This is a genomic window from Acetomicrobium sp. S15 = DSM 107314 (genome assembly GCF_016125955.1).
Lineage (GTDB): Bacteria > Synergistota > Synergistia > Synergistales > Thermosynergistaceae > Thermosynergistes > Thermosynergistes pyruvativorans.
Genome location: NZ_JADEVE010000171.1, coordinates 1 through 24,272 on the forward strand (window position 1 = coordinate 1; position 24,272 = coordinate 24,272).

Annotated in this window: 19 protein-coding genes; 6 read left to right on the top strand and 13 right to left on the bottom strand. The window is 49.4% G+C overall.

Annotated elements, in window-relative coordinates; all coding sequences use genetic code 11:
* Positions 1–61: 61 nt before the first annotated feature.
* Positions 62–667 (bottom strand): plasmid pRiA4b ORF-3 family protein, encoded by a 606-nt coding sequence (locus EZM41_RS03965; protein WP_198469735.1) that lies wholly within the window; start codon positions 665–667, stop codon positions 62–64.
* A gap of 293 nt (positions 668–960) precedes the next feature.
* Between EZM41_RS03965 and EZM41_RS03970 the strand changes: the two genes are divergently transcribed.
* The 4 genes from EZM41_RS03970 to EZM41_RS03985 are packed head-to-tail and all read left to right on the top strand — an operon-like array spanning position 961 to position 3,483.
* Complete coding sequence (locus tag EZM41_RS03970) at positions 961–1,170, top strand: hypothetical protein (protein ID WP_198469737.1); 210 nt, start codon at positions 961–963, stop codon at positions 1,168–1,170.
* Positions 1,157–1,876: an IS256 family transposase gene (locus tag EZM41_RS03975; RefSeq protein WP_198469739.1), complete on the top strand. Its 720-nt coding sequence runs from the start codon at positions 1,157–1,159 to the stop codon at positions 1,874–1,876. Before EZM41_RS03970 ends, EZM41_RS03975 begins: the two co-directional genes overlap by 14 nt.
* A 32-nt stretch (positions 1,877–1,908) precedes the next feature.
* Positions 1,909–2,211, top strand: a complete 303-nt coding sequence (locus EZM41_RS14155; protein WP_198469741.1) for a transposase — start codon at positions 1,909–1,911, stop codon at positions 2,209–2,211.
* A 33-nt stretch (positions 2,212–2,244) separates the two neighbouring features.
* Positions 2,245–3,483, top strand: a complete 1,239-nt coding sequence (locus EZM41_RS03985; protein ID WP_198469743.1) for a hypothetical protein — start codon at positions 2,245–2,247, stop codon at positions 3,481–3,483.
* A gap of 96 nt (positions 3,484–3,579) precedes the next feature.
* On the opposite strand, the gene EZM41_RS03990 is transcribed toward EZM41_RS03985, so the two are convergent.
* The 8 genes from EZM41_RS03990 to EZM41_RS04025 all read right to left on the bottom strand — a co-directional run bounded on the left by EZM41_RS03990 (position 3,580) and on the right by EZM41_RS04025 (position 18,936).
* Positions 3,580–4,755, bottom strand: coding sequence for an iron-containing alcohol dehydrogenase (locus tag EZM41_RS03990; RefSeq protein ID WP_198469745.1), 1,176 nt, complete (start codon positions 4,753–4,755; stop codon positions 3,580–3,582).
* A 471-nt stretch (positions 4,756–5,226) separates the two neighbouring features.
* Positions 5,227–6,441 (bottom strand): homocitrate synthase/isopropylmalate synthase family protein, encoded by a 1,215-nt coding sequence (locus EZM41_RS03995; protein ID WP_198469747.1) that lies wholly within the window; start codon positions 6,439–6,441, stop codon positions 5,227–5,229.
* Between the two features lie 103 nt (positions 6,442–6,544).
* Positions 6,545–7,993 carry a BREX system Lon protease-like protein BrxL gene (gene brxL / locus EZM41_RS04000; protein WP_232619044.1) on the bottom strand — a complete coding sequence of 483 codons (1,449 nt, stop codon included), beginning with the start codon at positions 7,991–7,993 and terminating at the stop codon, positions 6,545–6,547.
* Between the two features lie 8 nt (positions 7,994–8,001).
* On the bottom strand, positions 8,002–10,290 hold the full coding sequence (gene pglZ / locus EZM41_RS04005) for a BREX-4 system phosphatase PglZ (protein ID WP_198469748.1): 2,289 nt from the start codon (positions 10,288–10,290) through the stop codon (positions 8,002–8,004).
* Positions 10,291–10,314: 24 nt separating this feature from the next.
* Positions 10,315–14,508 (bottom strand): hypothetical protein, encoded by a 4,194-nt coding sequence (locus tag EZM41_RS04010; protein WP_198469750.1) that lies wholly within the window; start codon positions 14,506–14,508, stop codon positions 10,315–10,317.
* On the bottom strand, positions 14,478–15,221 hold the full coding sequence (locus EZM41_RS04015; RefSeq protein ID WP_198469752.1) for a hypothetical protein: 744 nt from the start codon (positions 15,219–15,221) through the stop codon (positions 14,478–14,480). The genes EZM41_RS04010 and EZM41_RS04015 overlap by 31 nt, the downstream gene beginning before the upstream one ends.
* Positions 15,214–17,541 carry a phosphoadenosine phosphosulfate reductase domain-containing protein gene (locus EZM41_RS04020; RefSeq protein ID WP_198469754.1) on the bottom strand — a complete coding sequence of 776 codons (2,328 nt, stop codon included), beginning with the start codon at positions 17,539–17,541 and terminating at the stop codon, positions 15,214–15,216. The genes EZM41_RS04015 and EZM41_RS04020 overlap by 8 nt, the downstream gene beginning before the upstream one ends.
* Before the next feature lie 45 nt (positions 17,542–17,586).
* Complete coding sequence (locus EZM41_RS04025; protein WP_198469755.1) at positions 17,587–18,936, bottom strand: sigma-70 family RNA polymerase sigma factor; 1,350 nt, start codon at positions 18,934–18,936, stop codon at positions 17,587–17,589.
* A 283-nt stretch (positions 18,937–19,219) separates the two neighbouring features.
* Between EZM41_RS04025 and EZM41_RS04030 the strand changes: the two genes are divergently transcribed.
* Complete coding sequence (locus EZM41_RS04030; RefSeq protein WP_198469758.1) at positions 19,220–19,606, top strand: tripartite tricarboxylate transporter permease; 387 nt, start codon at positions 19,220–19,222, stop codon at positions 19,604–19,606.
* A 31-nt stretch (positions 19,607–19,637) separates the two neighbouring features.
* Entirely contained in the window at positions 19,638–19,871 is a 234-nt protein-coding gene (locus EZM41_RS04035; protein WP_198469760.1) for a hypothetical protein, read from the top strand.
* A gap of 325 nt (positions 19,872–20,196) precedes the next feature.
* Here EZM41_RS04035 and EZM41_RS04040 read toward each other — a convergent pair whose 3' ends face one another.
* The 4 genes from EZM41_RS04040 to EZM41_RS04055 all read right to left on the bottom strand — a co-directional run bounded on the left by EZM41_RS04040 (position 20,197) and on the right by EZM41_RS04055 (position 24,049).
* Positions 20,197–21,393 (bottom strand): M20 metallopeptidase family protein, encoded by a 1,197-nt coding sequence (locus EZM41_RS04040; RefSeq protein WP_198469762.1) that lies wholly within the window; start codon positions 21,391–21,393, stop codon positions 20,197–20,199.
* Between the two features lie 16 nt (positions 21,394–21,409).
* Positions 21,410–22,075 carry a hypothetical protein gene (locus tag EZM41_RS04045; protein ID WP_198469764.1) on the bottom strand — a complete coding sequence of 222 codons (666 nt, stop codon included), beginning with the start codon at positions 22,073–22,075 and terminating at the stop codon, positions 21,410–21,412.
* Positions 22,076–22,091: 16 nt separating this feature from the next.
* A complete protein-coding gene (locus EZM41_RS04050) occupies positions 22,092–22,787 on the bottom strand; it encodes a DUF5058 family protein (protein WP_198469766.1) in 696 nt (231 codons plus the stop codon).
* 173 nt (positions 22,788–22,960) lie between these two features.
* Positions 22,961–24,049 carry a M42 family metallopeptidase gene (locus EZM41_RS04055; protein WP_198469768.1) on the bottom strand — a complete coding sequence of 363 codons (1,089 nt, stop codon included), beginning with the start codon at positions 24,047–24,049 and terminating at the stop codon, positions 22,961–22,963.
* Positions 24,050–24,272 lie beyond the last annotated feature (223 nt).

Sequence of the window (24,272 nt, forward strand, 5' to 3'; positions counted from 1 at the left end):
TCCGCCAAGCTGGATCACGGCGCAGCGAAGCCGGCCAGACTTATTTAGAGATACTTGCCTTCTATTCGTCAAGTTCATATTTTCGGCGCTCATCGGGATCCTCAAAATAGACTTTCTTAGGGTCAAAAGCTTCCGGATCAAACTCTCCGCCGACCCATTCCAGTAGTTCTTCGTGATTTTCATGTTCGGGGTCTCTTATGGCCTCCAGAAATTCTTTGTATCCCCAGATGCCACCACAATCTTCGGGTGGACACGCCCTTTTTCCGGCGATGCATATCGGGTATTCGATGTTTTCGTCTCGAGGGAGTATCTTTTCCAATTCTATCCTGTGTTCCCAGCCGTCTCCAAAGTCGTAGATATAATTCGCCACTCTGTTTTCCATAGAAAACCAATTTGCAATCTTCTGTACGTGCTCCGAGATAACCTCTTGCCTGAGAAACAGATCGTCCTCGTATATCGTTTTTATGGTCATCCTTTCTCCAGTAACGGGATGTCGCATCTCAAAGGCGTGGAGATGGCCACCTCCCCAACCCATCGCATTCTGAATAGCTACGTGTAAATCCCAAAACGTGTAGGTCTCAGGCACTTGTATCCGACGCCAAATCGGCGGCTTACTGCCCTTCAGTGTGATTTTGAATTGATACACATGAGCAAATTTCTTTTTCATAACTCATCATCTCCTTATTATGTCACTTAGATGCGTTAATTCTTATAAAAACAACGTGTTTGGCCTGAAAGTCAGTTTATGCCCGGGGTTGTATATACTTGCCTTAGATGTGTGCTTACCTTACCAGATATATCCTACATTGCCTTAAAAACATATACAAGGGCATATGCCGCAAAGCTTTTAGAGCTTCCTTTGGGATAGTGTAACCTATTTTGTGTATGGCCCTTGAGAAATAAAATACCTCCTGGTGGGCAGTGCCAGCCGCCGAATTATACACACCAGGAGGTGCAGCGATGAAAGAGAATCTCAAGGATCTGATCATAATTCTATCACGAGAGGAAGAAAGGAGAGAACTGCTCAAGGAAGTGCTCAAAGCAGAATTGAGGAGCGCGGCAAAAGACCTCTTGGAGGGGATGGCCATAGCGGAGAGGGAGGCATTCTGTGAACAGAACGAAGATGTTTGTAATGGCCATTACTCACGAGGCTTAGATGGGCTCTTTTAGCAGGATAGACGTGCGAGTACCTCGCACGAGAGAAGGAGGTTTTAGGCCTTTCTTTCTGGAACCGTACAAGAGGACCTCCTATGAACTGGAAGAGCTTGTAGTGGCTATGTATCAGGGCGGCTGTTCCACGAGAGATATATCGAGGACTGTAGGTGCCCTGATCGATGGGAGGTATAGCGCCAGTTGGGTTTCTAAGATAACAGATGTAGTGCAGGAAAAGGTCGAGGCGTATAGGAATAGGCCCATAAAGAAGTGGTATCCCATCATCTTCATAGATGGGACCGTAATAAACATCAGGAGGGGATCTGTGGACGGCGAAGTCGTCTACGTAGCACTGGGGATAGACGAAGACGGCTACAGGGAAGTATTAGGGTTCTGGTTGGGCGGCAGCGAAGGTGAGAGCGCAGACATATGGAAGGAGATCCTCTATGAGCTTCAAAGGAGGGGGCTTAAAGAGCCGCTTTTGTTTATAGGCGACGGATTGAAGGGTCTATCAGGGGCCGTTGGCGAGGTCTATCCAAAGGCTGACTTTCAAGCTTGCGTCCTCCACAAAGTGCGAAGCAGCCTGAAGAAGGTGAGAGCAAGACATAGAGCGGCTGTAGGAGAGGACTTAAAGAGGATCTACAAGCAAAAGGACGAGGCAAGTTTTAAGGGAGCCTTCAACGAGTTCAAGGAGAGATGGGGCAGGATGTATCCTAAAGGTTAGCGAAATCCTGGTAGGCAGATCTTGAGGCTTTGATGACCTATCTAAAGTATCCTAAGGAGATAAGGAAGACCATATATACCACCAATCCCCTCGAGCGGTTTATAAAAGAGGTCAAGAGGAGGACGAAGGTCATAGAGGTCTTCCCGGACCCAGAAGCTTGTAGCAAAGTCGTCTATCTCGTAGCGCAGGAGATGAACGAAAAATATGGCAGGAGGGCGGTCTTGGAGTTCTCTTCGGTCAAAGGAGATCTGCTGCACATCAGGAGGGGGAAATACGGTCCAGTCGAGGCCGACTCTCAAGAGCTGTGCACGGTGAGCTATACACAAACTTCTTGACACTATGGCCAGAAACAGTGGAGAGTGATGTTGATGACTTCAGAAAATAAGTATAAGTGGGCTTTCAGTCCTCGTTTCAGGCGCAAGGCTTTCGGGTGGCGCAGCGGGCCCCCGATCAAACGTATAAATGAAGCCCTTTCTGAAATCAAACAGGTCGCAGCAAAGGATCCAATCCTCGGAGCCGAAGGTGCGGTGCTCTTTCTGGAAAAGATATCCGGCGCGCTCGAAAATGTAGACAGTTCGTCCGGAGCAATAGGAGCGGCAGTAAATGGCGCCATCGAAACTCTGGTCCCCATCATTGCTGCTGCACCTGCTCAAAAGAAAGTGCGCGAAAAATGGCTAGAGCGTCTGTGGCAGGCCGTCTTGGCCGACGATATACCATACATAGAAAATCTTCCCTATTTTTGGGGCGATCTCTGCGCAACCCCAGAACTGGCCTCACGCTGGGCCGACAAGTTTATGGAAGAACTAAAGCTATACTGGAAGCTCGATACTAAGCAATATGGGTTCTACAAGGGAACGATAGGGTGCCTGAGCGCCCTTTTTAAGGCAGGGCGGCATCAAGAAATCCTGGAATTGCTCAGTATCGCAAGGTCCAAGCTTTGGTACGAACGACTCTGGGGGGTGAAGGCACTTCTGGCCATGGGCAAAAGAGCCCAAGCCCTTCGATACGCTGAGGAAACCAGAGGCCTAAACCAGCCCGACGACCAGATCAGCGAGGTCTGCGAGGCAATCTTGCTTGAAAGCGGCATGGCCGACGAAGCCTACAGGCGTTACGCCTTTGAGGCGAACCAAAGGAACACCTACCTTGCAACCTTCCGAGCCATCGTACGGAAGTATCCGAATAAAAATCCGGCTGAGATCCTAAATGACCTCGTAGCAGCGACACCGGGGAGAGAAGGGAAGTGGTTTGCCGCTGCAAAATCTGCGGGCCTGTACGACGAAGCCATCCGACTTGCTGGCTTTTCTTCCTGCGACCCCAAGACCCTTACCAGGGCAGCCCGCGATATGGCCGAAACGAGGCCGGGCTTTGCCATCGAAGTGGGATTGGCGGCGCTGAAATGGATGTTACAGGGCTACGGCTACGAAATAGCTGCAGAAGACGTGCGCCTGGCGTGTCAGTCAACAATAAAAGCCGCTAAAAATGCCGGCGAAGAAGAGCAAACCCTTAACCGCATCTACGATTTGCTCTGTGAAGAATTACCGAAGGAACCCCTCGTGGTGAAAGCCCTCGAAGATGAGCTTAAGCTTTACTGTGAAGAGGAAGGATGAACGACATCTGCCAATGGACGTCCACAAGGGTCTTTAAAGGCCCTCGCCCTCCTCAGGGTGTGCAGTAAATACTTATGGCCTTTATTATTTCGCGCATCATAAGCGCGGCTCGAAAGCGTCCTCGTAGATTTTCGCGATATCATCGACTGTAAGGTCGCGCGCACAGCGTCCCAAAAGCCGACGCTCGTTCCACCCGTCCTGAGCCCAACGCCCAATAGATCCGCGATCCGTTATGCCTGCATCCTCGAGGCAAGTCGGGAGCTCCACGCTCTTCATGAATGCCGCCATAGCATCGAGCGCCACCTCCACACCATCGCGCACGGAAAGCCCCTCCATGTTTTCGCCCATCGACTCGGCCAAGCGAACGATGCGCGGCCCCTTTGACGCAGCTATGGCCTTAAAACAGGCGATCAAAAGCACGCTCAACGATATGCCGTGCGGCGTGTGAAATTCTCCCCCAATGGGATACGCCAGAGCATGCACGAGGCTGGTTCCAGAGTTATTCAACACCAGGCCAGACATCAACGAACCGAGTGACATCTGATAGCGCGCTTCAAGGTCGTTAGGGTCAGACCAGGCTACGCCGAGGTTTTTCGTTATGATTCGCACAGCTTCAAGCGCGATGGCATCGGTTATAGGGTTCGCATTTTTCGAGACGAAGGGTTCTGCTGCGTGCAGCCAAGCGTCAAAGCCCGACGCGCTGGTTACGTTCCGCGGGCATGAAACCGTAAGCATGGGGTCAATAATCGCCACGTTGGGCAGCAAAGCGCTCGACGCCACTACCTTTTTAACATTATTCTCCTCGTCGAGGAAGACCGCGTGCTTTGTAACTTCAGAACCGGTACCGGCCGTAGTGGGAATCATTATCGTCGCGCACCCTCTGTTTTTAACCTTCCCGGGCCCGAAATAGTCCCGCACCTTTCCCGGGTTTGTGGCCAACGCAGAGGCCATCTTGGCAACGTCAAGGATGCTGCCGCCGCCCAAGCCCACGACCACGTCGAAATTTCCGTCAACGACCTGCTTGGCCGCTCTTTCAGCCACTTCTGTGGAAGGTTCTGGCGTAGAACGCTGCTGCACGCTCACGTCGCAGTCAAGCCCAGCTCCCTTGATCGAATCCAGCACCTTGTCGAGCGCACCCGAAGACTTTACCGAAGGGCCAGTTATAACGAGCACGCGCTTTCCGCCGAGCCCCTTTGCTTTAGCTCCCGTATAACGCACCGTATCCATTCCAAACACTATGTCAGGCGTCGAAAACGGTATCTCCTGCCACATCTAAACTCCCCCTTACCGCCAGATTGTGGATGGCGACCTATTTAGCTCATGTATCGCCAAATAACATGCGGGACATCTGCCTAAAACTCAATCCTATCCAAAGGGCTGTGAATGGCAACATATTGCACTCGCTCGCGTATGAATCTCGGCCACCCTGAATTTTCTTGCCCTATCGCTTTCTGAATATATCTCAGACCGACCCAAGCTTCAAGCAAGTGTGGGTTCTTTGCCGCGGAAACAGACAAAGCGCGCAATTTACCCGAGGCAGGCTTCGCGCATCTTTGCTCCATATCCAGTATGCGCCGTCATCGGGCTGCCCTCAGCTGCAACTCCGTCACAGCTCTTTCCCTCGTGTTCCATCATAGCTGTTATTGTCTTGCTTTGCCTGCATAAATTGTTTCTGACCCCTCACCGACAGGAGAAAAACCTGCCGTGGATATAGTCAGGTCGACCGCAAGAACAGCCGGGCGTCTAATGATTGGCTGTAAACCGGGAGACGATCTCCGTGAATTCTTCAGCGGTGAGAAGCCCTCTTTTTTCCGTGCCCCGTGCCTTAACCAACCCCGCTATCTCTTCGATCACCTCGTCGTCGAGACCGTCAATTCCGAGGACGGAAAGCATATATTCGACCGAGGCCTTTCCGCTTTTCTTGCCGAGGACCACCTCTCCCTCTCTTCCCAAGAGCTTCGGCGAGACGGCGAACATGGCGAGAGGCTTTTTCATCACCATGTCGATCCCTATGCCGGATTCGCGGGTGTAGATCCTTTCACCGACCACGGGCTTGTTGCCGGCAAGCTTGACGCCAGAGATCTCCTCAACCGCCCTGGAAAGGGGGAGAAGGCGGTCTAAGCGATACGGCGCGTCCATTCCAAGGAGGATGCGCAACCCCATTATCAGCTCCTCAAGCGCGGCGTTCCCCGTCCTTTCGCCCAAACCGTTAACGCAGCTGTGGACAACCTCCGCTCCAGCGGTTACTCCAGCGAGTTCGGTAGCCACAGCCATTCCGAAATCGTTATGAGTGTGCACTTCCACTGGAAGGCCTGTCAGTTCCTTCGCCTTTCTTACGAGGAACTTCATCGCCTCAGGAAGGGCACATCCCATGGTGTCGACTATCCCCACGGAATCGGGAGCCGAGTCTTTCATGATCCCGGTGAGGAGATTGACGAGGTCGTCGTAGCGAGCGCGAGTTGTATCGTAGGGGAAATAAACCACATAAAGCCCTTTTTGCTTTGCGTAATTTATGCACTCCACGCTCTTGCGGAGTACATCCTCCCATGTCCAGCCGAACTGGAATTTGAGCTTCGGGTAACCGATGGGTATCTCTATGACAACGCCTGTACAGCCGCACTCCAAGGCTTTGTCGATGTCGCCGATGACCGCCCTGGCGAAGGAGAATATCTCCGCGTTAAGGCCGAGGGAGGAGATCTGCCGTATGGCCTCGAAATCCTCGCGAGAAACGGCAGGCATGCCCGCCTCTATACGGTCCACACCCACCTCGTCCAGAAGCTGAGCTATTCTCACTTTGTCCTCTTTTCGAAAGACGACCCCAGGGGTTTGCTCTCCGTCTCGAAGCGTCGCATCGTGGATTTTCACTCTTGCAGGAATGTTGAATTGTCCAAGCACAGTTTTATCAAAATTATAAGGGCTCACCCACCACTTGTCTTCCTGAAAATATTTATCCACCATCTTAGCTGCCTCCTTTCTGCTTTGAGTTATAATTGTAAATCTCTGTCATAGAACAAAGATGATGTCGCATCCGGCGAGAAAAAACCGAGATCCAAGAGCTGACTCAAGAGTCTCGCATTCGAATATCGGGCAAGGTGTCACTATACTCACTATCAACCAAATGGAGTTGATGCCTGATAATGCCGCGCATTTGCATAGCGGGCTCCAAGCAGTAGGTTCGAAATTCTTCCCTATCATCAAGATCATCTGCGCTCTTTACATGGGGGAAAAATAGTTTCATTAACCCCGAGCAAAGTCTCTTTATGGCGATGGTATCGCGAGTATCGCTCGATTTAGGTATCTCCAATAAGTCATTCAGAGAAGAGGCAAGCCCGCTTCTTAAGGAATGCATAATCTCCGAAAAATACTCCACGTTGAGGGCCCACCCTTCAGCCTTCATATTCTCACGCATCCGTGGGATATTCCACCCTTTGATAAAGCCGTGAAAGCGATCGATAAGAGCGGATTCCTGGAAGGCAGGTGGGAGCTCAGTAAACATATTCAAATTCTCGCTCATCTTTTCCTCAAGGATGTTGCCCATCAGCACCAAACCCGCGTCGCCTATACCTCGATAGTCGCCCACGCGGTATTCGCCTGACTCTAAATACCCTTTCAATGCGCCTCTAATCTCTTCGACGTCAGGAAAAGTGATGGTCTGCACCTCATCGAGAGCGACGTAGTCATACCTACTTACCAAACCAGGGGTCTTACGTGAGATATCATAGAACAAACGAGCTCGTGAAACGCTACCACCGCTCACCAACCAACCGTATTTAGATAGCTGCGACATCATGTAAGATTTGCCCGTGCCCTTAGGGGCCAACTCGATCAAGTTGACACGCTTTTCCACGAAGGGCAAAAGCCTGCTGAGAAGCGTCACTTTCTGGCGGACATCCGAAAACCCAAAAGGGTTATAGTCCACTGCCAATAGTAGCATATCTATCCATTCATCTAAGGTGAACTCCTTGCGCACCTCTTGGTAATACTCTAAGTCAACTTTATATGGCTTAAATGGGGTAAAGTTAACTAAATAGATGGCACCACTTCCTTCTTTCCCATTTAATCCATACGAATTCCACTCGCACTCGATCACTCCCCAAGTCTCGCTCTCAGACAGAAGCTCTTCGCGATGTTGATGCAACACTTTATTTTCAACAATAGCCTCGGCCTTACGATTAGGAAAACCCAGGTCTGGCAAGCTGAACATCCCTTGGCCAGTGCGCACATCCAGCTCCACCCTAACTTTGGCCAAAAACCTAACCCTTTGCCCGTCCTTGATCATCCTGCTTTTAAGCAACTCCCAGTCTTTCTTGCTCGGAATACTGTTTCTGACGTATTCTTCCACTTTAATTGCATCAATCTTGCCATTTTCGTCAGCAAAGCGCATGACCACCCAATCACGCAGATAAGAAGGAATGCTCAAGGAAGAAAATAGCCGATGATGAGCGGGATCTTTATAAACAGCCATATCTTGGAAATGAGTCTTAACTTTATCGTGAACTGACATCGCCATACATCACCTCATAACCCAAGGTCCTCTTCGCTAATACCTTTCGTAGCTTCAAAACTAATTTCGCCTACTAATCTATTTGCGCTATATAACTTGCAGACATGCCAACCAGCCTTCCAGTTCTTCAAGGAAAAAGACCAAGTGTAGCGGTCGTCGCCTTTTTGACCAAGTAATCGATCATCACTGACCCGTAATTCAAGACCATCTATCTTGCGATTGCACCGCACGTCGAGCCTGCCTTCGCCTTTGGGGTTGAGTTTGACCGTTGTCGTTATCACCTCAAACTGCAATTGCACGACTTCGCCCTCATGCCTTCTTGCGATAATTGCCGGTATCAAACACTCTTCAGGCGCAGCACCGCCGTGCACCTCACCAGAAGAACCGCCGCCATGCCTAAACCGATTATGGGCGAGCAAGCAGATGTAATTTCCTTCTCTTATCCACTCATCATCGATGTCGATCCTCTCTAATTGGTTGTTATCCTGCAAAATAGCATAGCGTCCGTATGGCCCCACTTCGGCTTTCTCTGGAGCCTCTATTTTCGCATCGCTGATGGCAGCAAAGCGGCTCAAACCGTGATCAGAGACGATAATAACTGTATAAACTTGAGACAACAAAGCTGAAACTTGGTTAGATACATCTTTTATAACATTCATCGCATCCAAATACGATTTTGGAAATCTATAGTCATAGTGATGAGCAATATTATCTAAGCCACGCATTACTCCCTCTTCGTCTCCGTCCCAATCGTTATTGGCAGCGGTCGTGGTGGGCAAATTGGCTCTGACGATTTTCACCTCGCACTCAACTTGGTCTTTCGCCGTCAAAAATTGTGTCAATAAGCCCGCCCATTCCACCCCCATGGCATCAACCCACAGAACTTTTGCTCCAGCAGCACGTAGCTCAGTGAGGATTTTGTTTCTTGTCGGATAATTCCAAAGCAATTTTTCTGCCTTCCATTGAGATACCAGAGAGTTTAAAGCCTCATCTGGCTCATCTTTAAGGCGACACCGCAAGTAGGCAGAAAAATACGCACATACAAATTCATCTTCGACGAAGGGTAGCTGCAAGTACCAAGATAGTGCAGGAAAAGCGACCTCGAGGTAGCTCCGCCAAGGATCAGGGCTATATTCGCTCAAAATTTCACCGACACACAACACAATCTCACCTTGTTCTTCTGACGTCAAGTCGGTCAATACTGCCAACTTGTCGAGCAAATCCGTGAGGCTACGATAGCGTTCCCAAAACTCAGGGGGCATCGCACTTAAACCAAGGCAAGCTAATAGCTCCTTACGCTCTCTACTAAAGGATAACGACCTCGGCAAATCGAAGATAGTCATGACGGCATCATATCGGCTGAAATCATATAGATTGTTGCTATTCTGCATAACAAAACTCAGATATGTGCCTGATTCGCTTCTCAATTTGCTCCACAACCACACCAACCAACGTTTTCGTTCATCTAAGCGAGGCCATAAGGAGAAAAGCTGCTGAGCATTATAATGGGTCACATTTAATATCTTGCTTGCCGTTTTGTCCAAAGTGTCGCCCTCTCGGTAAAAAGAAACCAGCCACGCCCAATCATCAGAAGAGCCCCACTCTTGCACAAGCTCGTTACATGCGGTTTTGGCCTTGATATATTCAAAACAAGAACGATATATATTGACACGACAATTGCCCCACGTCTGTTTTACCGATAGCCAAGGCGCAAGAGCCGTCGATACCCAAGCTTTGCTCACGCTGCTTTCTTCCCACAGAGATAGATATGCCTTAATGCCCTCAATTACCGGCTGATCCGTGTGTTCGGTTATAAAAGGAGCTATGGTAATCTCAAAACCACCTTCCCCTCTAAGGCGCCAAACATCGGGGAGTAGATTTTGTCCATATCGCATAACGCGCTTCATTTCAGAAGAGAAGATATTTTCTACCTCTAACAGCGGCACATATAAACGGCGCATCTTCCCAGTAGGCCACTCTGCAATAGAGCGGAGCATTTCGGAAGCATTTTCCAGGTCGAGTCGCAGCCATTCGGCTAGTGGTATCAGCAAGAATTTACAGTCGCATGAGGCCTCATCCCTAAGGTAAGTTTGCAGCCGCATCATGTCTGGGAAGACATCTTTGCCGCTACAAAATTGAGACAATCGCACAACCCGATCTACCTCGCCAATTAGCTTAGGAATCAACTCATTCCAAGCTTTACGCCCCTGGACGAGAATGAACCTGGAGGCAAAGCGCTCGCCTTTGCAACTCTCACCTTGCAGGTGGGCCAGTAACTCATCGACACTGACAAAATCTATCATTTGCACCACTCCGCCTTGCTTTATCTATTTTTCCTTTTTGAAGGCACCGAACAACCGACCTAACCCTCTACTATGCGGAACAAGAGCTTGCCCGCCCTCCATTTTTCTTCTAAGGATAGCCAGCAACCTGGCACCGACAAGGGCGTCATCGGCGGCCATTTCTTCGATAATTTGCTTTGCATCATCCGGCGATATGGAATCGAGGACCTTGCGCACCTCTTGATAGGCCTTCTTATAATTTTCCCCTATCCACTTGCGGGCAATCCGTTGGATTTCGCTCAACCGCCCTGGCCACTGAGATACGCTACCATCGAAACTGTCCCGAATATATGCCAGCAAATCGCCCACTATGTCAGCTCGATATACCAAATCGGCATACTCTCCTGCAGTCACTTGAAGGAATTTCTCTATAATGTATTCATCATCCTGCAAAAGGGCGAATTCAGATGTATGTTCGGTCAGATAGTTTATCAATTCATCTATATCCTTTTCTGTCAGTCTATCTACATTCTCGTAACGAGAGATAAACTCATGATGCGCTTGGCCCTCAAGCACCCATTGTATGGGAACACCTTTCTTCTCGCTCCACTGACTCGGAGAAGCCGAACTTGTCATGTCTTGCCAATATTGTCGCAATTCGGCTATCTTCTTTTGGCGGACCTGCCGAGACAATTCGTTGATGATGGCATTCTTAACCTCTTCCTCGCTGCCTTTCGATAAATTAGGTAGTGCATCATGCAGAGCTGCGACTTCTTTCTCGTTGAGAACTTGATTGGTATATTTTTTAACCAACATCTTGAGCACGGAGCGATCATCGCTGAATAAAGACACCAACTGACTGCTCAAGCGTCGGATGTCGTCGGATCGACCATATTCAACATTTGCGCTCGTGGAATAAATGAGCCCGTGGAGATAATCTACGACTTGAGCTATTTCGGCAGTTTGCCCTTCCTTATAGCATAAAAGTGGCAGTTTGCCCTTAAACCAAGCGTCGCGGAAGTAGTTTCGCACTTCGTTCAGATCGCGTTTTTTAACCCCACAAAGGGTATTTAAAGCGTCAACCAAGTCGAGCACGGGGACGATCTCTAACAATTTTTCCTTTACCTGTTCTTCTCGCCACAGGTAAACTTCTTCGTTTAATAACCCTCGCAACCGTTCTTTTATGTCAGAAACATCGAGCCCTATGGCGCTCATGAGCGATGCCAGTTTAGGGACATGAACGTCTAAAAATCTTTTCATCCCCTCTTGCATCCGATCACGACTCAGTAACCGCGATAGCTCTTGGCGTGCCGGCTCGATGGCATCAACGACAGCCTGCATCTCGCTGTCCTTGAGTTCGCCTTTAGAGTAGGACAAAATCTCGTCGAGGGCTTTTACAGCTCGTTCTATGCTCTCCACAGAATAAGAAGCAGGTGCTCCCTGAGCATAGTAAACGAGGGTCCATAAAGGATAGCCTATTTCCTTGACTCTGCTGCGCACGTTTTTGCGAGCTTCTTCAGGGTAAAGCGTCTGTTCACGAGGAAGTTGAAAGATTTCTCGAGCTATATTACAAAAACGCTCCCCATGGATTGATATTTCTCGTATCGTATAGTCTACTGGCGGCCTTAACCCGGAATTTCTGACCACCTCCTCTATGAGTTCGGCCAACTTATCAGGGTTGAGAGGCAGCGAATTAACCCCATCTGAGTAATAATAATTTTGGGCATATTTGCGCATCAGGAAAGCAAAAAGGAAGAGGCCGATAGGCGATGGCATTAGACCAAAGGGAGGCCTTTGCAGGGCTTCCCATATCTCATTCAAATGGACCTGGTCGTTGTTCTCAAAGAAGCTGTCCACTAAAGCCTGCATGCGGGTTATAGGATGGTCAATCGCTGTGGTCTTTGCATCCCATAAACCTTTATCCTGTAATACTTTCACTAAGCTTTTGTATGGTTCTGAAATTTTCTTCTGTGCAATCCCAAGGCCGATCAGCGCACCCGCCTTACCCCAGCCTCTCGGATTATATAATGTGGCCGTCTGGCTCAGTTTCTCTGGACCATAGGGAAATACTGAATCAGATATGTTGCGTAAATATCCACCGATAAACTCACAACCGCTCAGCTCTTCCTGCTGCCCTTTAAAGAAGGCTCGGATTCGCCCTATGTTGACCTCGTTAAGCCATTCGGTTGCGATATGCTTAGCCCTGTCGTCATAATACTGGCGGGTTTTAATATCTCGCATCTCCTCGTGGTATAGAGCGTAAGCCTTATGATCGAGCCACTCATTCCACCGTCTATCGCCAAAGGCGATTTGACTGACCAATATGCAGTAATTGTCACAGTTTTTGCTTACCTCAGCAGCTATTTTCTCCGATTCGGTCAACTGCTCCTCCTCTTGAGCGACGACCAAGATTACACCAACTTCGTAGGGCTTATTGGCGCCTTTCAGGATCCGTTCGCGTTGTAGCTTAAATTCCTTGGCGGAAACGACTTCAATAGGATGTCGCAGTTTGACTGCTCCCTGCAGTGACAATAATCCACGAAGCTCATCGGCAAACCCGCCTTCCCAGCTTTCTGCCTTTATCATCTTTTCGAACGCCAGCGCAGCTTTGACGCGCTGCCTGCATTCGTTCAGCTTCGCAGGGTCGATAGTCACGGTGGGCAGAGAATACTCACGATCATTGCCCACTGATATAGCATGCACGATGCCGTTGGCATACAAACCGTCTGCCACTTCCTCCACCCGTTGATATAGATCAGTGCCGACGAACATGTGCTTTAGAACTGATAGCCTTGGTTTAAGTAAAGTGGAAGAACCTGCCGTCTGCCGCTGCAAAGCTATAAGTAACAATATCGCACAAAACACGCGGACTTCTTCCACATTTAATTTATCCTTAAAAGAACGATAATGGCTTAACAGATAGCTTATCGCTTCGATATTTTCGAGCTTAACGTCCTCAAAGAAATACTGCCACAGGTAATCGGGGGTCAACCAATACCAGTTGTCCTGAGGGTGGTTGGCGATAAACCACTGAAACGATCCTATGGTGTCAGTCTTTAGAAATTGAAAAAGGGTGCGCTGGCTTGAGCTAAAAAGCGACGAAATGGTAGCCAAAAGATAGGCGGTAGACGGATGAATGGGCACCATGTGCTTAAGCTCGTTTTTGTTAACTCGCTCCCCAAGCAGGTTGATTTGTAATGCGGCCACATCTACTTTATCCCAAAGAGAATTGAGTTTCTCTTCCCATCTATCGCGCATGTCAGCATGAACGTTGATCGCATTTGCAATAAGCCCATAAGCTGTAACCTGCGTCATTTCTAACCGACATCTGTGAAACCGATCGAGGAGCTTCCCTAACGTATGATCATCGAGGCGTAATTGCTCTAAAGCGCGATGGGTTACGAGGAAGAGGTAGAAGGGCATCTCAGCCGTAGCTTGAGCCAACTCTTGCAAGGGCGTAACTGGCACATTGTTGGCAAAAAACTCCGTAAACTCATCCCAGATAAATACAATGCTGCCCAAGTTGTTGGACGATATCACCTCTTTTATCCAAGCCTTGACATCAGAGGGAGAATCGCCCAAGGTCAAACCTTCTTCTTCCAGCACAGCTGCCACCTGTTCGCCTAACCTCAAGTCGCCGTTGCGCAGGCGTTCGATCGCTTCTTCAGCTGAAGCTACAGACATAAAGCGGCCGCGATACTTGGCGAAAGCCGCTTCCCAGTTGAAGACTCCATCCGGGTCGCTAAGCCTACTTACAAGCTGATCCATTAGGCCCACAGGGAAGGCATTTGTGTAGCCTTTAACGCGCAATTGATCCTTGATCGCCTGTTGCACCTCTATCATCAGGCGACGGCTCGATGTTATGGACCCTGACGATGAGCGGTAGATCACCAAGTGGCGCTTGTCCTGCCGCAAGGCTCTAAAACGCGGCCATAAAAGTTTTAATATTTGATGTTTCAGAAAATATTCTTCTACGGCTTCAAGATCGTCTTCCAGCATGTGTTTGACTACGAAGGAGGCGTATGTCTTGCCCGTTCCGTAAGCTCCGGTAAGCCAAATGGAGCGCATGTCGCCCCCGCGCGCTCGTTCTAAAGCCTTTATGAGCGTTTCCAAAAGGATTCGCATCTGCTCATGAGGGATGAAGGACTTCCAGTTGCCGTGGTATTTTTTATCCACCTCTTCGGTAAACACCGGGATGAAGTCTTCGCTCACAGCCAGGAAATCGCTATATCGCCACATTGCCATTCCTCCTTTCCGGTCAAACATACCGTTAGGCCCTGTTCGTCAATCTCGAAAAATTCTTGTTCTAATACAGTTAGGCGGTTAAAAACAAATTGCCTACTACAGCCAAAAACCACCCAAGGCCAGGTGAGATCGGCCTCCCAGGGGAGTCTATTTTGGCCCTGTTGCAGATAAAGTCGCCCTATGGCGTGAATCAATGCGGCATCGTTGGGTTCTTTTCCGCTTCGCACAATGCTACGCGGCCTTTTTGCTATCACTTGGCCTTGCTTCAGCTCGCTGCCCACTGGCGTCCGCTCAAGCAGCCCCGCGAGTTCCATGACAGCATTAGTCGCTGTCCGTTCCGCCAGGCGAGGGACTGCCTGGAGCAGCAGCGCTTTTAGCTCGGCGGTAGTCCACTCGCCAAGCCCTAAGTGCACATACCAACGCGCCGTAGGAAAGGAAAACACCACATTGACCCAAAGCAATTCCCACAGCGCAAGACAATCGACACCGCGCGCGGCAAATTGCTCCCCTAAACGGGTTAAGCAGCCGCTGCTATCTTCTATACCGGCCGTCTTAAGCCAAGCGGCCAAAGAATCCACCTGCCTATTGCCCAAAAAGGAATGGCGGCGCCAACCGACTCGGTCTGATAGGTAGAGTCCCAACCACTCCTGTCGCAGGCCGAAGATATTGTGACGCGTCCAACCTGTTTCGCGATTCCAATCAGGCACGATCGAGCACCTCAACCGCCTTACGGGTTCGATCCAAGAAGATATTGTCCAGATCTCGCACGATGTTAACTCGGATAAGGCCGTCATCTCGAGCTGACAGCCCTTTTAGGATACCTTCTAACGTTTCGCGACCGATGCCGAACAAAACGTAAGGCCCCTCATCTGCGCTCTCATACAGTTCGCTTACGGTCAAATCGTAACGGCCGGTCTTTTCCGCATATCGGTAAAGAGAGTAAATGATGGCCACAGGATCTGGGCTGAGCCAGCCTTTTTTGTAAAGGACATCGGCGCGTTTTTCTGGCTCTAATTTTTCACCCAGCCCTAATTCGCCACCCAAAGGCGTTTTAGTAAGCAAACCAAAGAGGGCTTTTATTGCATTTCGCCTAGTAGTTTCACTCTGGGAATAGGTTTCACCCATCTTGGTCACGCAATCGGTTTTGGTCACAGTCGCCCCCCAGGGAATGGCGCTGAGATACCACTGCACAGGCGCGGAATTGCGGGCCAGGTTTGTCCAGATGACGGCCCAAGTCAGCGGATCATCGGCTCCACGCCCAGTAAGTTTTTCGCATAGCTCTGTAACGCTCAGAGACCTCTTGCCACTGTCGCTCGTTATCAGCTCGGCATGTTTTAGCCAGAGGAGCATAGCCTCAAATTGCCGGTTACCTAAGCTGTTGATGCCAAACCAATCCGTGGGCGAAACAAAAAAAGATGCAAGCCATTCTTTTTCCATTCCGAAGTGCTGATAGGTATGCAGGATCTTTTTTACGCTGTCCATTTTTGCACCTTCCTCACTTGTCGCTAAAGATTTTGCAGCAAGACAAGCTTTTCCATGTAAATCGAGACATTGACCGCACCTCAAGCAGTCGTCGCCCACTTTCACACAGTTGGCGATGGCCAACGCACCAGTGGGGCACTCAACTTCACAGGCCTGGCAGTGGCAGCAATATGCGCTTTTTAGAGCCACAGCCCGAAACAGTTTGAGTGTGTCGCAGTCGGCACGGGCAAGGTCGCTTACTTTCACAGTAACGCTATGCTCATTGCGCTGCATGACGTAAGGATACGTAATGCCGTTTTTCTCTATATATCCCTGACCAGGGCCAGTCAGCGTCAAATGACCCAAGGTCTTGGCCCATTCCTGCCAATCTTCGGTTGGATGGCGTAGAGTGAAGGCGACATCATTTCCCTTTATCTGCTCTACCACGCGGTTTCCGCCATTGGGAAGGTAGCGCCCGCCAGCTCTTCTCTTCCAATTCCCTTCTTCTAAAAATTTATCTATATCTTGAGAATAAATACCCATGTTAATGGCATAAAAACGCAGATCATCAATAAAATATCTCATATCCTCCCAATAAATCTTCCAACTAACAATCTCCCACCATGGCGAAGCCATAGGGCACACCGCACAGCCCACGCGGGTAGCCCCATAACGGTAGGCCCGGTTCAACCACAGGCGGTGACCTAAGATATATAAAAAAATCTCAGCTGCGTTCCAGGCGATAATAGGGCTGGCATTGACCTGCGTCTTATGTTTGCCTCCTGAAGTTACAGCAGCATAGACAGCGCGATGCGCGCTTTCCTCATGGCGCACGCCGTCAAAGACCAAAGCCTTTACAGACGCCTTGCCGACCAATTTGCGCAATAATAGCAGTGTAGGCGCCGATTTATGGACAGAACAGCACCACCGCTGAATACGGCTGGGAGGGCCCATCTCCCGCCAGCTCGTTTTGGCATCTTTGACGCTTTTAGCTGTATAGAATGCCAGGTGTGGCCACCGCGCTTTAGCCTCTTCCACAGCTCGGTAGGTATCGCTAACTTCCATGCCCGTATCGCCAAAGACTACGACGAATTGCCCCGGCTCCAAAACCCGTTGTATCAAATCCAAAGTTACGAATGAGTCCTTTCCACCAGAGAAGGCTACGGCTACGATATCCACGTTTTTGCTCTGCTGGGCGTAGGTCTGATAAATAAACCTGAGCGATCTCTGCACCAACCCTTGAAGCAAGGATCCATTTCGAGTAATCATTGCCTCAACATCGACCGGTTCCAAGCTCAATTTGGGCCGATAAATTTTAAGATCTGGAAAGGTGAACAATCCCCCTCCCTTAGCTTCTGCTATAAGTTCGCCACGGTAATAATATTTACGACCACCGATAGCCCATAACAGAGGTTCATTCACTCTGGGATAATGCCAGTATCGATCGAAGCCCAATAGATCAAGCTCCTCGAAGAATACGGGGCGCACCTCTCTTCCCACCCCAGTTTCCCTCGTATCAGCCAATAAAATGCCGCCACTGTCACTATCCCACTCTACTTTGTACATAAAAGCCTGCTTCCTCCCTCAAAATCCGTTAAGCAATAAAGATTGCTAATCGAAAATAGACTGAACTATTTGAAATATGATGCGGTATGTGAGACGCTTCAGCTTTTTTATGGCATTAGCTTCGATTTGCCGTATGCGTTCGCGCGTTAAACCAAAGCGTTGCGCAATTTGCTCCAAAGTTTGCGGCCTATCTCCATCGAGGCCAAAACGCAATTGCAAAACTTCTTTTTCCCTTGGCTGCAACCTTTCTAAAATCTTCGGAATAACTTCGCGCATTATAGATTGATCAACATACTCGTCTATATCATCATCCAAAAGCACGTTGTCTGCTGCTAAAAACCAACCCGGATACGTTTCTTCCTCTTTCCATTCAGCTAAAACAGCCTCCAAGGACACAACGGGCTGAGAAAGAATCTGCAGTTCGCACACCTTTTCTTCGGATAAACCCATTTCGCCAGCGATTTCTGCTGTTGTCGGTTCCCTTCCGTAAACTTTATAGAGGTGGCTTGTAACGCTTCGTAGCTGCTTGATGGCATCTACCACGTGAACTGGCAGTCGAATAGTTCGGCCATAGTCGGCAATAGCCCTACTCATCGCTTGTAAAGCCCAAAAGGCAGAGTAGGACATTAACCGTTTTCCCTCCCTCCAGTCAAACCTCTCAACCGCCTTTATCAGGCCGATGCACCCCTCCTGAAATAGGTCGAGGAATTCCAAACCTTGGCCGATATAATTTGTCGCCTGCCTAAAGACATGAATAAGATTTGCTTCGATCAAGCGCGCGGCGGCGTCTTGATCGCCCTCTTCAGCCAAGCGAGATAGCTCCTTCTCTTCAGCGGCTGTCATTTTTTCTATTCGAGCAATGTCATGCAGTAATATCTTCACAATGGGATCAGCAAAAATATCTTGGCTTGGATCGCTACACGCCTCGCTATCCTTCTCAAAAACATTCCCAAACACTTTCGGCAAATCGACCCTCAGAAGATCGACCTCGTTCGAGTCCCAATGCTCTGACGACTGATAGGTCTCTATCGACGAAAGGCCGCGGTATCGAACGAAGGCCAAAACGTCAACTTCCGCTTCCGGCTCCATATCCTCTAAGTGCCATGCATGCCTTTTACGTCGTCTTCTGGATATTGCTCTCGGCTGTGGCTCAGGTAGATTCTTTGAGCGTTTTTCTTCATAAAAATGCTGTTGTCTTCTCTCTAAGACCTCACTTTCGGGCAGGCGATCGACACACTCTATCCCCTCTGCAGTTAGGCGCTCATAAACTAAGTCGATTAGCTCTAAAGAGAGATCGCATTGGGCATCACTCAAAATATCACTTATGACGTCATAAGTGATATAACCGCCTTGCATCTTGCCCAAGGTTACGAGATGCTGACAACACCGTTCCAAGATTGCCCCTTTATCCGTTAGCATGACAAACCCAACTTTCGGCAACTTGATCGCAAATTGCCTCAGGGTTTACTCCTCGCCACGAAATGCCCCATCCTCAGAACTTTCAACTCTTACTCTCTTAAGGATTACAACCTCTGACTGCTTTCATTTAATCTAAAGGTTAATTTATACCCCAAGTATCATGGAAGTCAATCATCTGAGTCGCCTCACCTAAAATCAAAGTGAAATTACCGCTTACCAAAAGCTTTGCCTTAAACGGCATAGATGAAGCAAGCCATCGATGCATAAGGACAAGAGAACTTACGCGGGAACAGCGGCCGCTGAGGCTGCAAATAACGCCATGTGTCCCGGCGCTGTCGTACCCATGCTCCTTTTTGGCATATCAGGCGATGCGGTTACCGCTGTGACGTTGGGCGTTTTCATGATCCATGGTCTGATTCCCGGCCCACAACTACTTGTAGATCAGGCTGACGTGGTGAGAGCAATGTTGTTCGCTCTGCTCGCCTCATCGCTGCTGATCTACGACACCTTGCTATTATTTGGCAGACATTACGTGAAAATATGCAGCGTCAGGAAAGAGGTGCTTTACCTGTTTGTCGCGATGATTTCGATCATAGAGTTTTACTGTGCCGCCTACTCCCCCTTTCAGGTCCTTTTAGCGATTTAAGGAATTGGGATACGATTGCGTGTGGGGGAGCATGAGGGTGGTTGCGGTGCCAAAGGGAGTAGCTGACTCAATAAAGGCCAAGCTTGAAGAAGCATGCTATGAAGCGGCCCACGACCAGGATTGGAAGGATTGGCTTGCAACAGCCGGTGGTGGTGGGTGGACTTGGCGAGGATCGAAGGATACAAAACTCTACTTGGAGAAGGTTAAAGGAGAAGCTTTCGCGTTGATGAATGCGCTGGTAGCACAGGACGTCTTGAAGAAGTAAACATCACAGCCTTTCGGATTGCTTCCGAGGATAATCTTTGTCATCACACTATAGAGCCAAGAGGCTGAACAAAAGATTTGCGTGCAACTCAATCCGCTCATTAGATAATCCGGGCTCGAATTAGGCGTTATGACAAGCGGAATCGAGATAGGGCATACCTATACATAGAACGATGTATATTTCGGTAGTCATGCGGTGATAAGGCAGAAGCGCTCGCTAACCCCATGGATGATTGCAGTTTGGGGTTAGCGAGCGCAGGCCTCTTTCCTCTGCCCTTAAACTCCGTGAAAGGACAGCACTGACAGGCCTATATTCCTCACGCTTTTTAACTTTCCAAATAATCTATCGCCGCAGCACAAAACAGACTTACCCCAAGCTGAAGGATATCTTCATCAATATCGAAGCGCGAGTTGTGGTGAGGATATATTTGACCTTTGTTGGGATTACAGCTGGAGAGAAAGAAGTAAGTGCCTTTGACCTCGTTTAAGAAATAGGCCATATCCTCGCCACCCATAGTAGGCTCGGGTATCTCCTTCACGTTTTCTTCTCCCACAACCCTTTTTGCCACTCTGGCAAAGCGCTCGGTGAATTCAGCGTCATTTACAAGAGGCGGATAGCCATAAGTATAGGCATATTCAAGTTCACCCCTCATGCCTTGCACAATCCCGTTGAGGATCCCGTGAATTCTTTTGTCAAGGAATTCACGGAGTTCCTGTTTCAGGGCGCGCACTGTGCCGCAGAAACGCACATCGCTTGAGATTATGTTATAGGCCGTTCCACCCTCGATTTTGCCTATGGTGACAACCGCAGGTTCTACAGGGCTTAACTCTCGACTGATGATAGACTGAAGCGTAGAGATCGCACAAGAGGCAATGACAATGGCGTCGACAGCCTGATGAGGCATGGCGCCATGTCCCCCCTTGCCTTTTATCGTTACGTCAATCCGGTCCAGGCAAGCCATCATAGGGCCATGACTGACATAAACCTCCCCCGGCTTATCAGATTTCCAGATACAACCTGTATGAAGGCCCACTATGGCGTCAACTTTGGGATTTTCGAGCGCTCCGTCATCGATCATAGGCTTGGCTCCGCCTGGACCTTCTTCCGCAGGCTGGAACAAAAACTTGACGTTTCCAGCAAGCTCTTCTCTGTGCCGAGAAAGCAGCTTGGCTGCACCAAGTGCCATAGCCATGTGGGCATCGTGTCCACAGGCGTGCATACGTCCTTCAATCTTTGAGGAAAATGGAAGACCGGTTTCCTCGTTTATTGGCAAGGCGTCCATGTCGGCCCTTATGGCTATGGTTTTGCCCGGTTTTTTACCTCTAAGAAGAGCCACGACGCCGTGGCCACCTACGCCTGTTCTGACCTCCAGACCAAATTCACGCAATAGTTCTGCAACAAAGGCTGCAGTCTTGGGAACATCAAGCCCCACCTCAGGATACTGGTGGAGGTGTCTTCGCCAGGCAACGAGCTCTTCTTGTAGTTTACGAGCCTCTTCTTTTATCTCCTCTATGGACGGCATGAAAGACCCTCCCTTTTTAGAGTTTCTTACTGACATATAACCACCGGCTTATACCGATGGTGCCGAATACTGAAATCGCAATAGCCGACCAGGCTGGAAATTTCAAAAGCCCTATTACGATGAGAGGTATCGGAAGTGCAATAATAGCAACCTTGGGATACCGTAACGAAAACTGCCCATAGACGGCCCCAAAGATCGCCGCGGCTGCGTAGTTCTTCAAGGCATCGGCCACCGCCTGGGGAAATAGACGGAGGAGAGCAAATCCAGCAATGGCTCCCACAGTGAGGAAGATGACGTTAATGATGATAGAGCCGGCGATTCCCAGCGTAGAAATAATCTCCGCTTCAGGCGTGGCGGGCTCTACGCCTACGACCTCTTGGGCCATGGCCGAGCATGGAAGCCGTAGGTTAGAAATGTTGCCAGCCAAGAATGACATGTATGTCCCAGAGAGTCCTAAGATGGGATAGTATGAGATGGGCTCAACTATGTAGAAGGCTCCAAAGATGGTGGCGATCATACCCCAAGCCTTGAGCGCAAGAGGCAGTGGTGGAAAGACTCCATATTTAAAGTAAAGATAGAGGCTCGGCGGGAAGCTAAAGACCACTGCTACTATAAGTGTAATAGTCCCCAACTTCACTATGGGCTCGTCCCAGATCTTGGCAAACTCTTCCCTCGTGATCATCCGTCGCTCCCTCCTCTCACATCATAGCTGCTGCTACAATGCCGATTATCATAGCGATCCCCAAACAATACTCCCTGAGCCAGACGGCCCGTTTGGCTATGTTTAGAAAGACGACCATGGAGACTCCACCTGTCACGGCAGCCACAAGGCGAGGGCCTCCAGCCAATATGCTGCCTGAATTTAGATATGCAAAACACCCAAGCATGGCCGCCCCTGAGATTACGGCAAGCCAAGCCGGGTCACCGCCGCCCATTTTTTCCCTCATGCCTTCCAAGTACTTGCCGATTATGGCGACTAACAGCAGCCATCCCACGCCATTTATCGCCATAGTCCACCACGATGTGGCAAGAGCCATCATGTCATATTTTGGGGAGCCGAATTCAACCCCATAGGCCTGAGCTCCCACAGTAGCGGCCGTAAGCTCCGTCGGCGCTGCTCCAATGACAGAGAGCCTGAGCCACGTAATGGGAGCCCCGATGACGGCCATCATGCCCATCATGACAATGAATATGGCAAGACATGGACCAATGGCCGTTATCGCACCTGCTCTGAAGCCTCTCCAGCACTTCTCTCTTGGAAATCCAATTTTGTCAGCAGCCCTGAAGGCAAGCCTGCAATAGAGCAAAGCCTGCACGACGACGATGACGACCATCGGTATGGCCATCAGCCACACGCCCCGTTCATTCGCCACGCGAATGATTTGCTCTGACATTTTTCGCTCCTCCTCTCGTCTCGTCACAAAATTATCCAGTCCTTATCCCTTACCCTCAATTCTCGTTGCTTACTCTATCTTATGTTCACCTCCTCATCTATAAAATTCTGAACAGCAATGCTGACAAATCCTCCCTTAATTTTCGTCACGCATTTTACGCTTCTCGCTGCAGTTTAGAGAAAAGAAATATCATAGGCACCGTTAGACTTCGCAATGCTCTCGACGAGAGTAAAAAGCTTCACGGCATCATTTATATCCAAAAGCTCCACCGGAGAATGAGAGTATCTGCGAGGGACGGTAAGGACTCCGACGGGAATACCCATTGCGGCCATCGATATGTTTGTCGCATCGGTCGTATAAAATTCTCCGCTCAGTGTGACGTACTGTACGTTTACGCCTGTTTTTTGGGCATGCTCATCGATGATGTCCCTCACCTTAGGATGCACCACGTTCGATATAAAAGCCGACGTCACACCATCGATAAGAGGGCACACCGGACCCTTGCCCAATCGCACGGGAAGCTCCGACTCAGGGTTGACATCTGGAGTGTCTCCGCAAGGCATTGTATCCAGAACAATCGCCCAATCAGGTTGAACGCTATTGCTGACCATCCACGCTCCCCGAAGCCCAATCTCTTCCTGAACGCTGACGACACCGTACAGGGTTCCGTTGAAGTCATCTTTAGTTATGTCTGCAAATAACTCTGCCAATATAGCGCAGCCAATTCTATTATCGACAGACTTCGTCGAAATGAGATCTTTGTTGTACATTTCCATAAAATCACTCTGGAAAACGATACGGTCCCCGACCTTGATGCCCATAGACTCAACTTCACTCTTGGAATAAGCTCCCACGTCTATGTAGCATTCCCGGATCGGTTTGGCTCTCCCCTTTTCCTCTTCCTTTTGTAAGTGTCCAGCCTTGATCCCAATGATCCCTGGAATGTGACCTCCTACCATCACTTTTCTACCTGGAAGCAAAATGTCGCTCACTTCGCCAACTCTGTCAAAACTAATAAACCCATCCCCATGGATGCTTTTAACGACCATGCCAATTTCGTCGGAATGCGCCGATATCATGAGCTTTGGACCTTCATGCTTGCCTTTCTTTGTCGCAATAAGGTTCCCCCAGCTATCCACCTCAACCGAATCGGCATAAGGCGAAAATGCGTCTTTCAGATAGGCCACAACCACCTGCTCTGCGCCGGAAACCCCTGCCAACGCTGTCAATTCACGAAGGCGTTTTTTCAGCCTTTCTTTCATATGAGATCACCCCCTCTCTTAGAAGTTATAAATCACATCAAAGCAATATCCTTTCTTTGGCAATATGCTTTAATCGACGGAGCGTAAAGGTCCAATTCTGTGCGCTATAATGAACCTTTGCCCTGTCATCTGATTGCGCCATGTACCATTATGTGACAATGTGCCCGAGTGGGATGAGAGGTTGGGAAAGCTTCAGTACCCTACAAACAAAAACTAAGCGGCC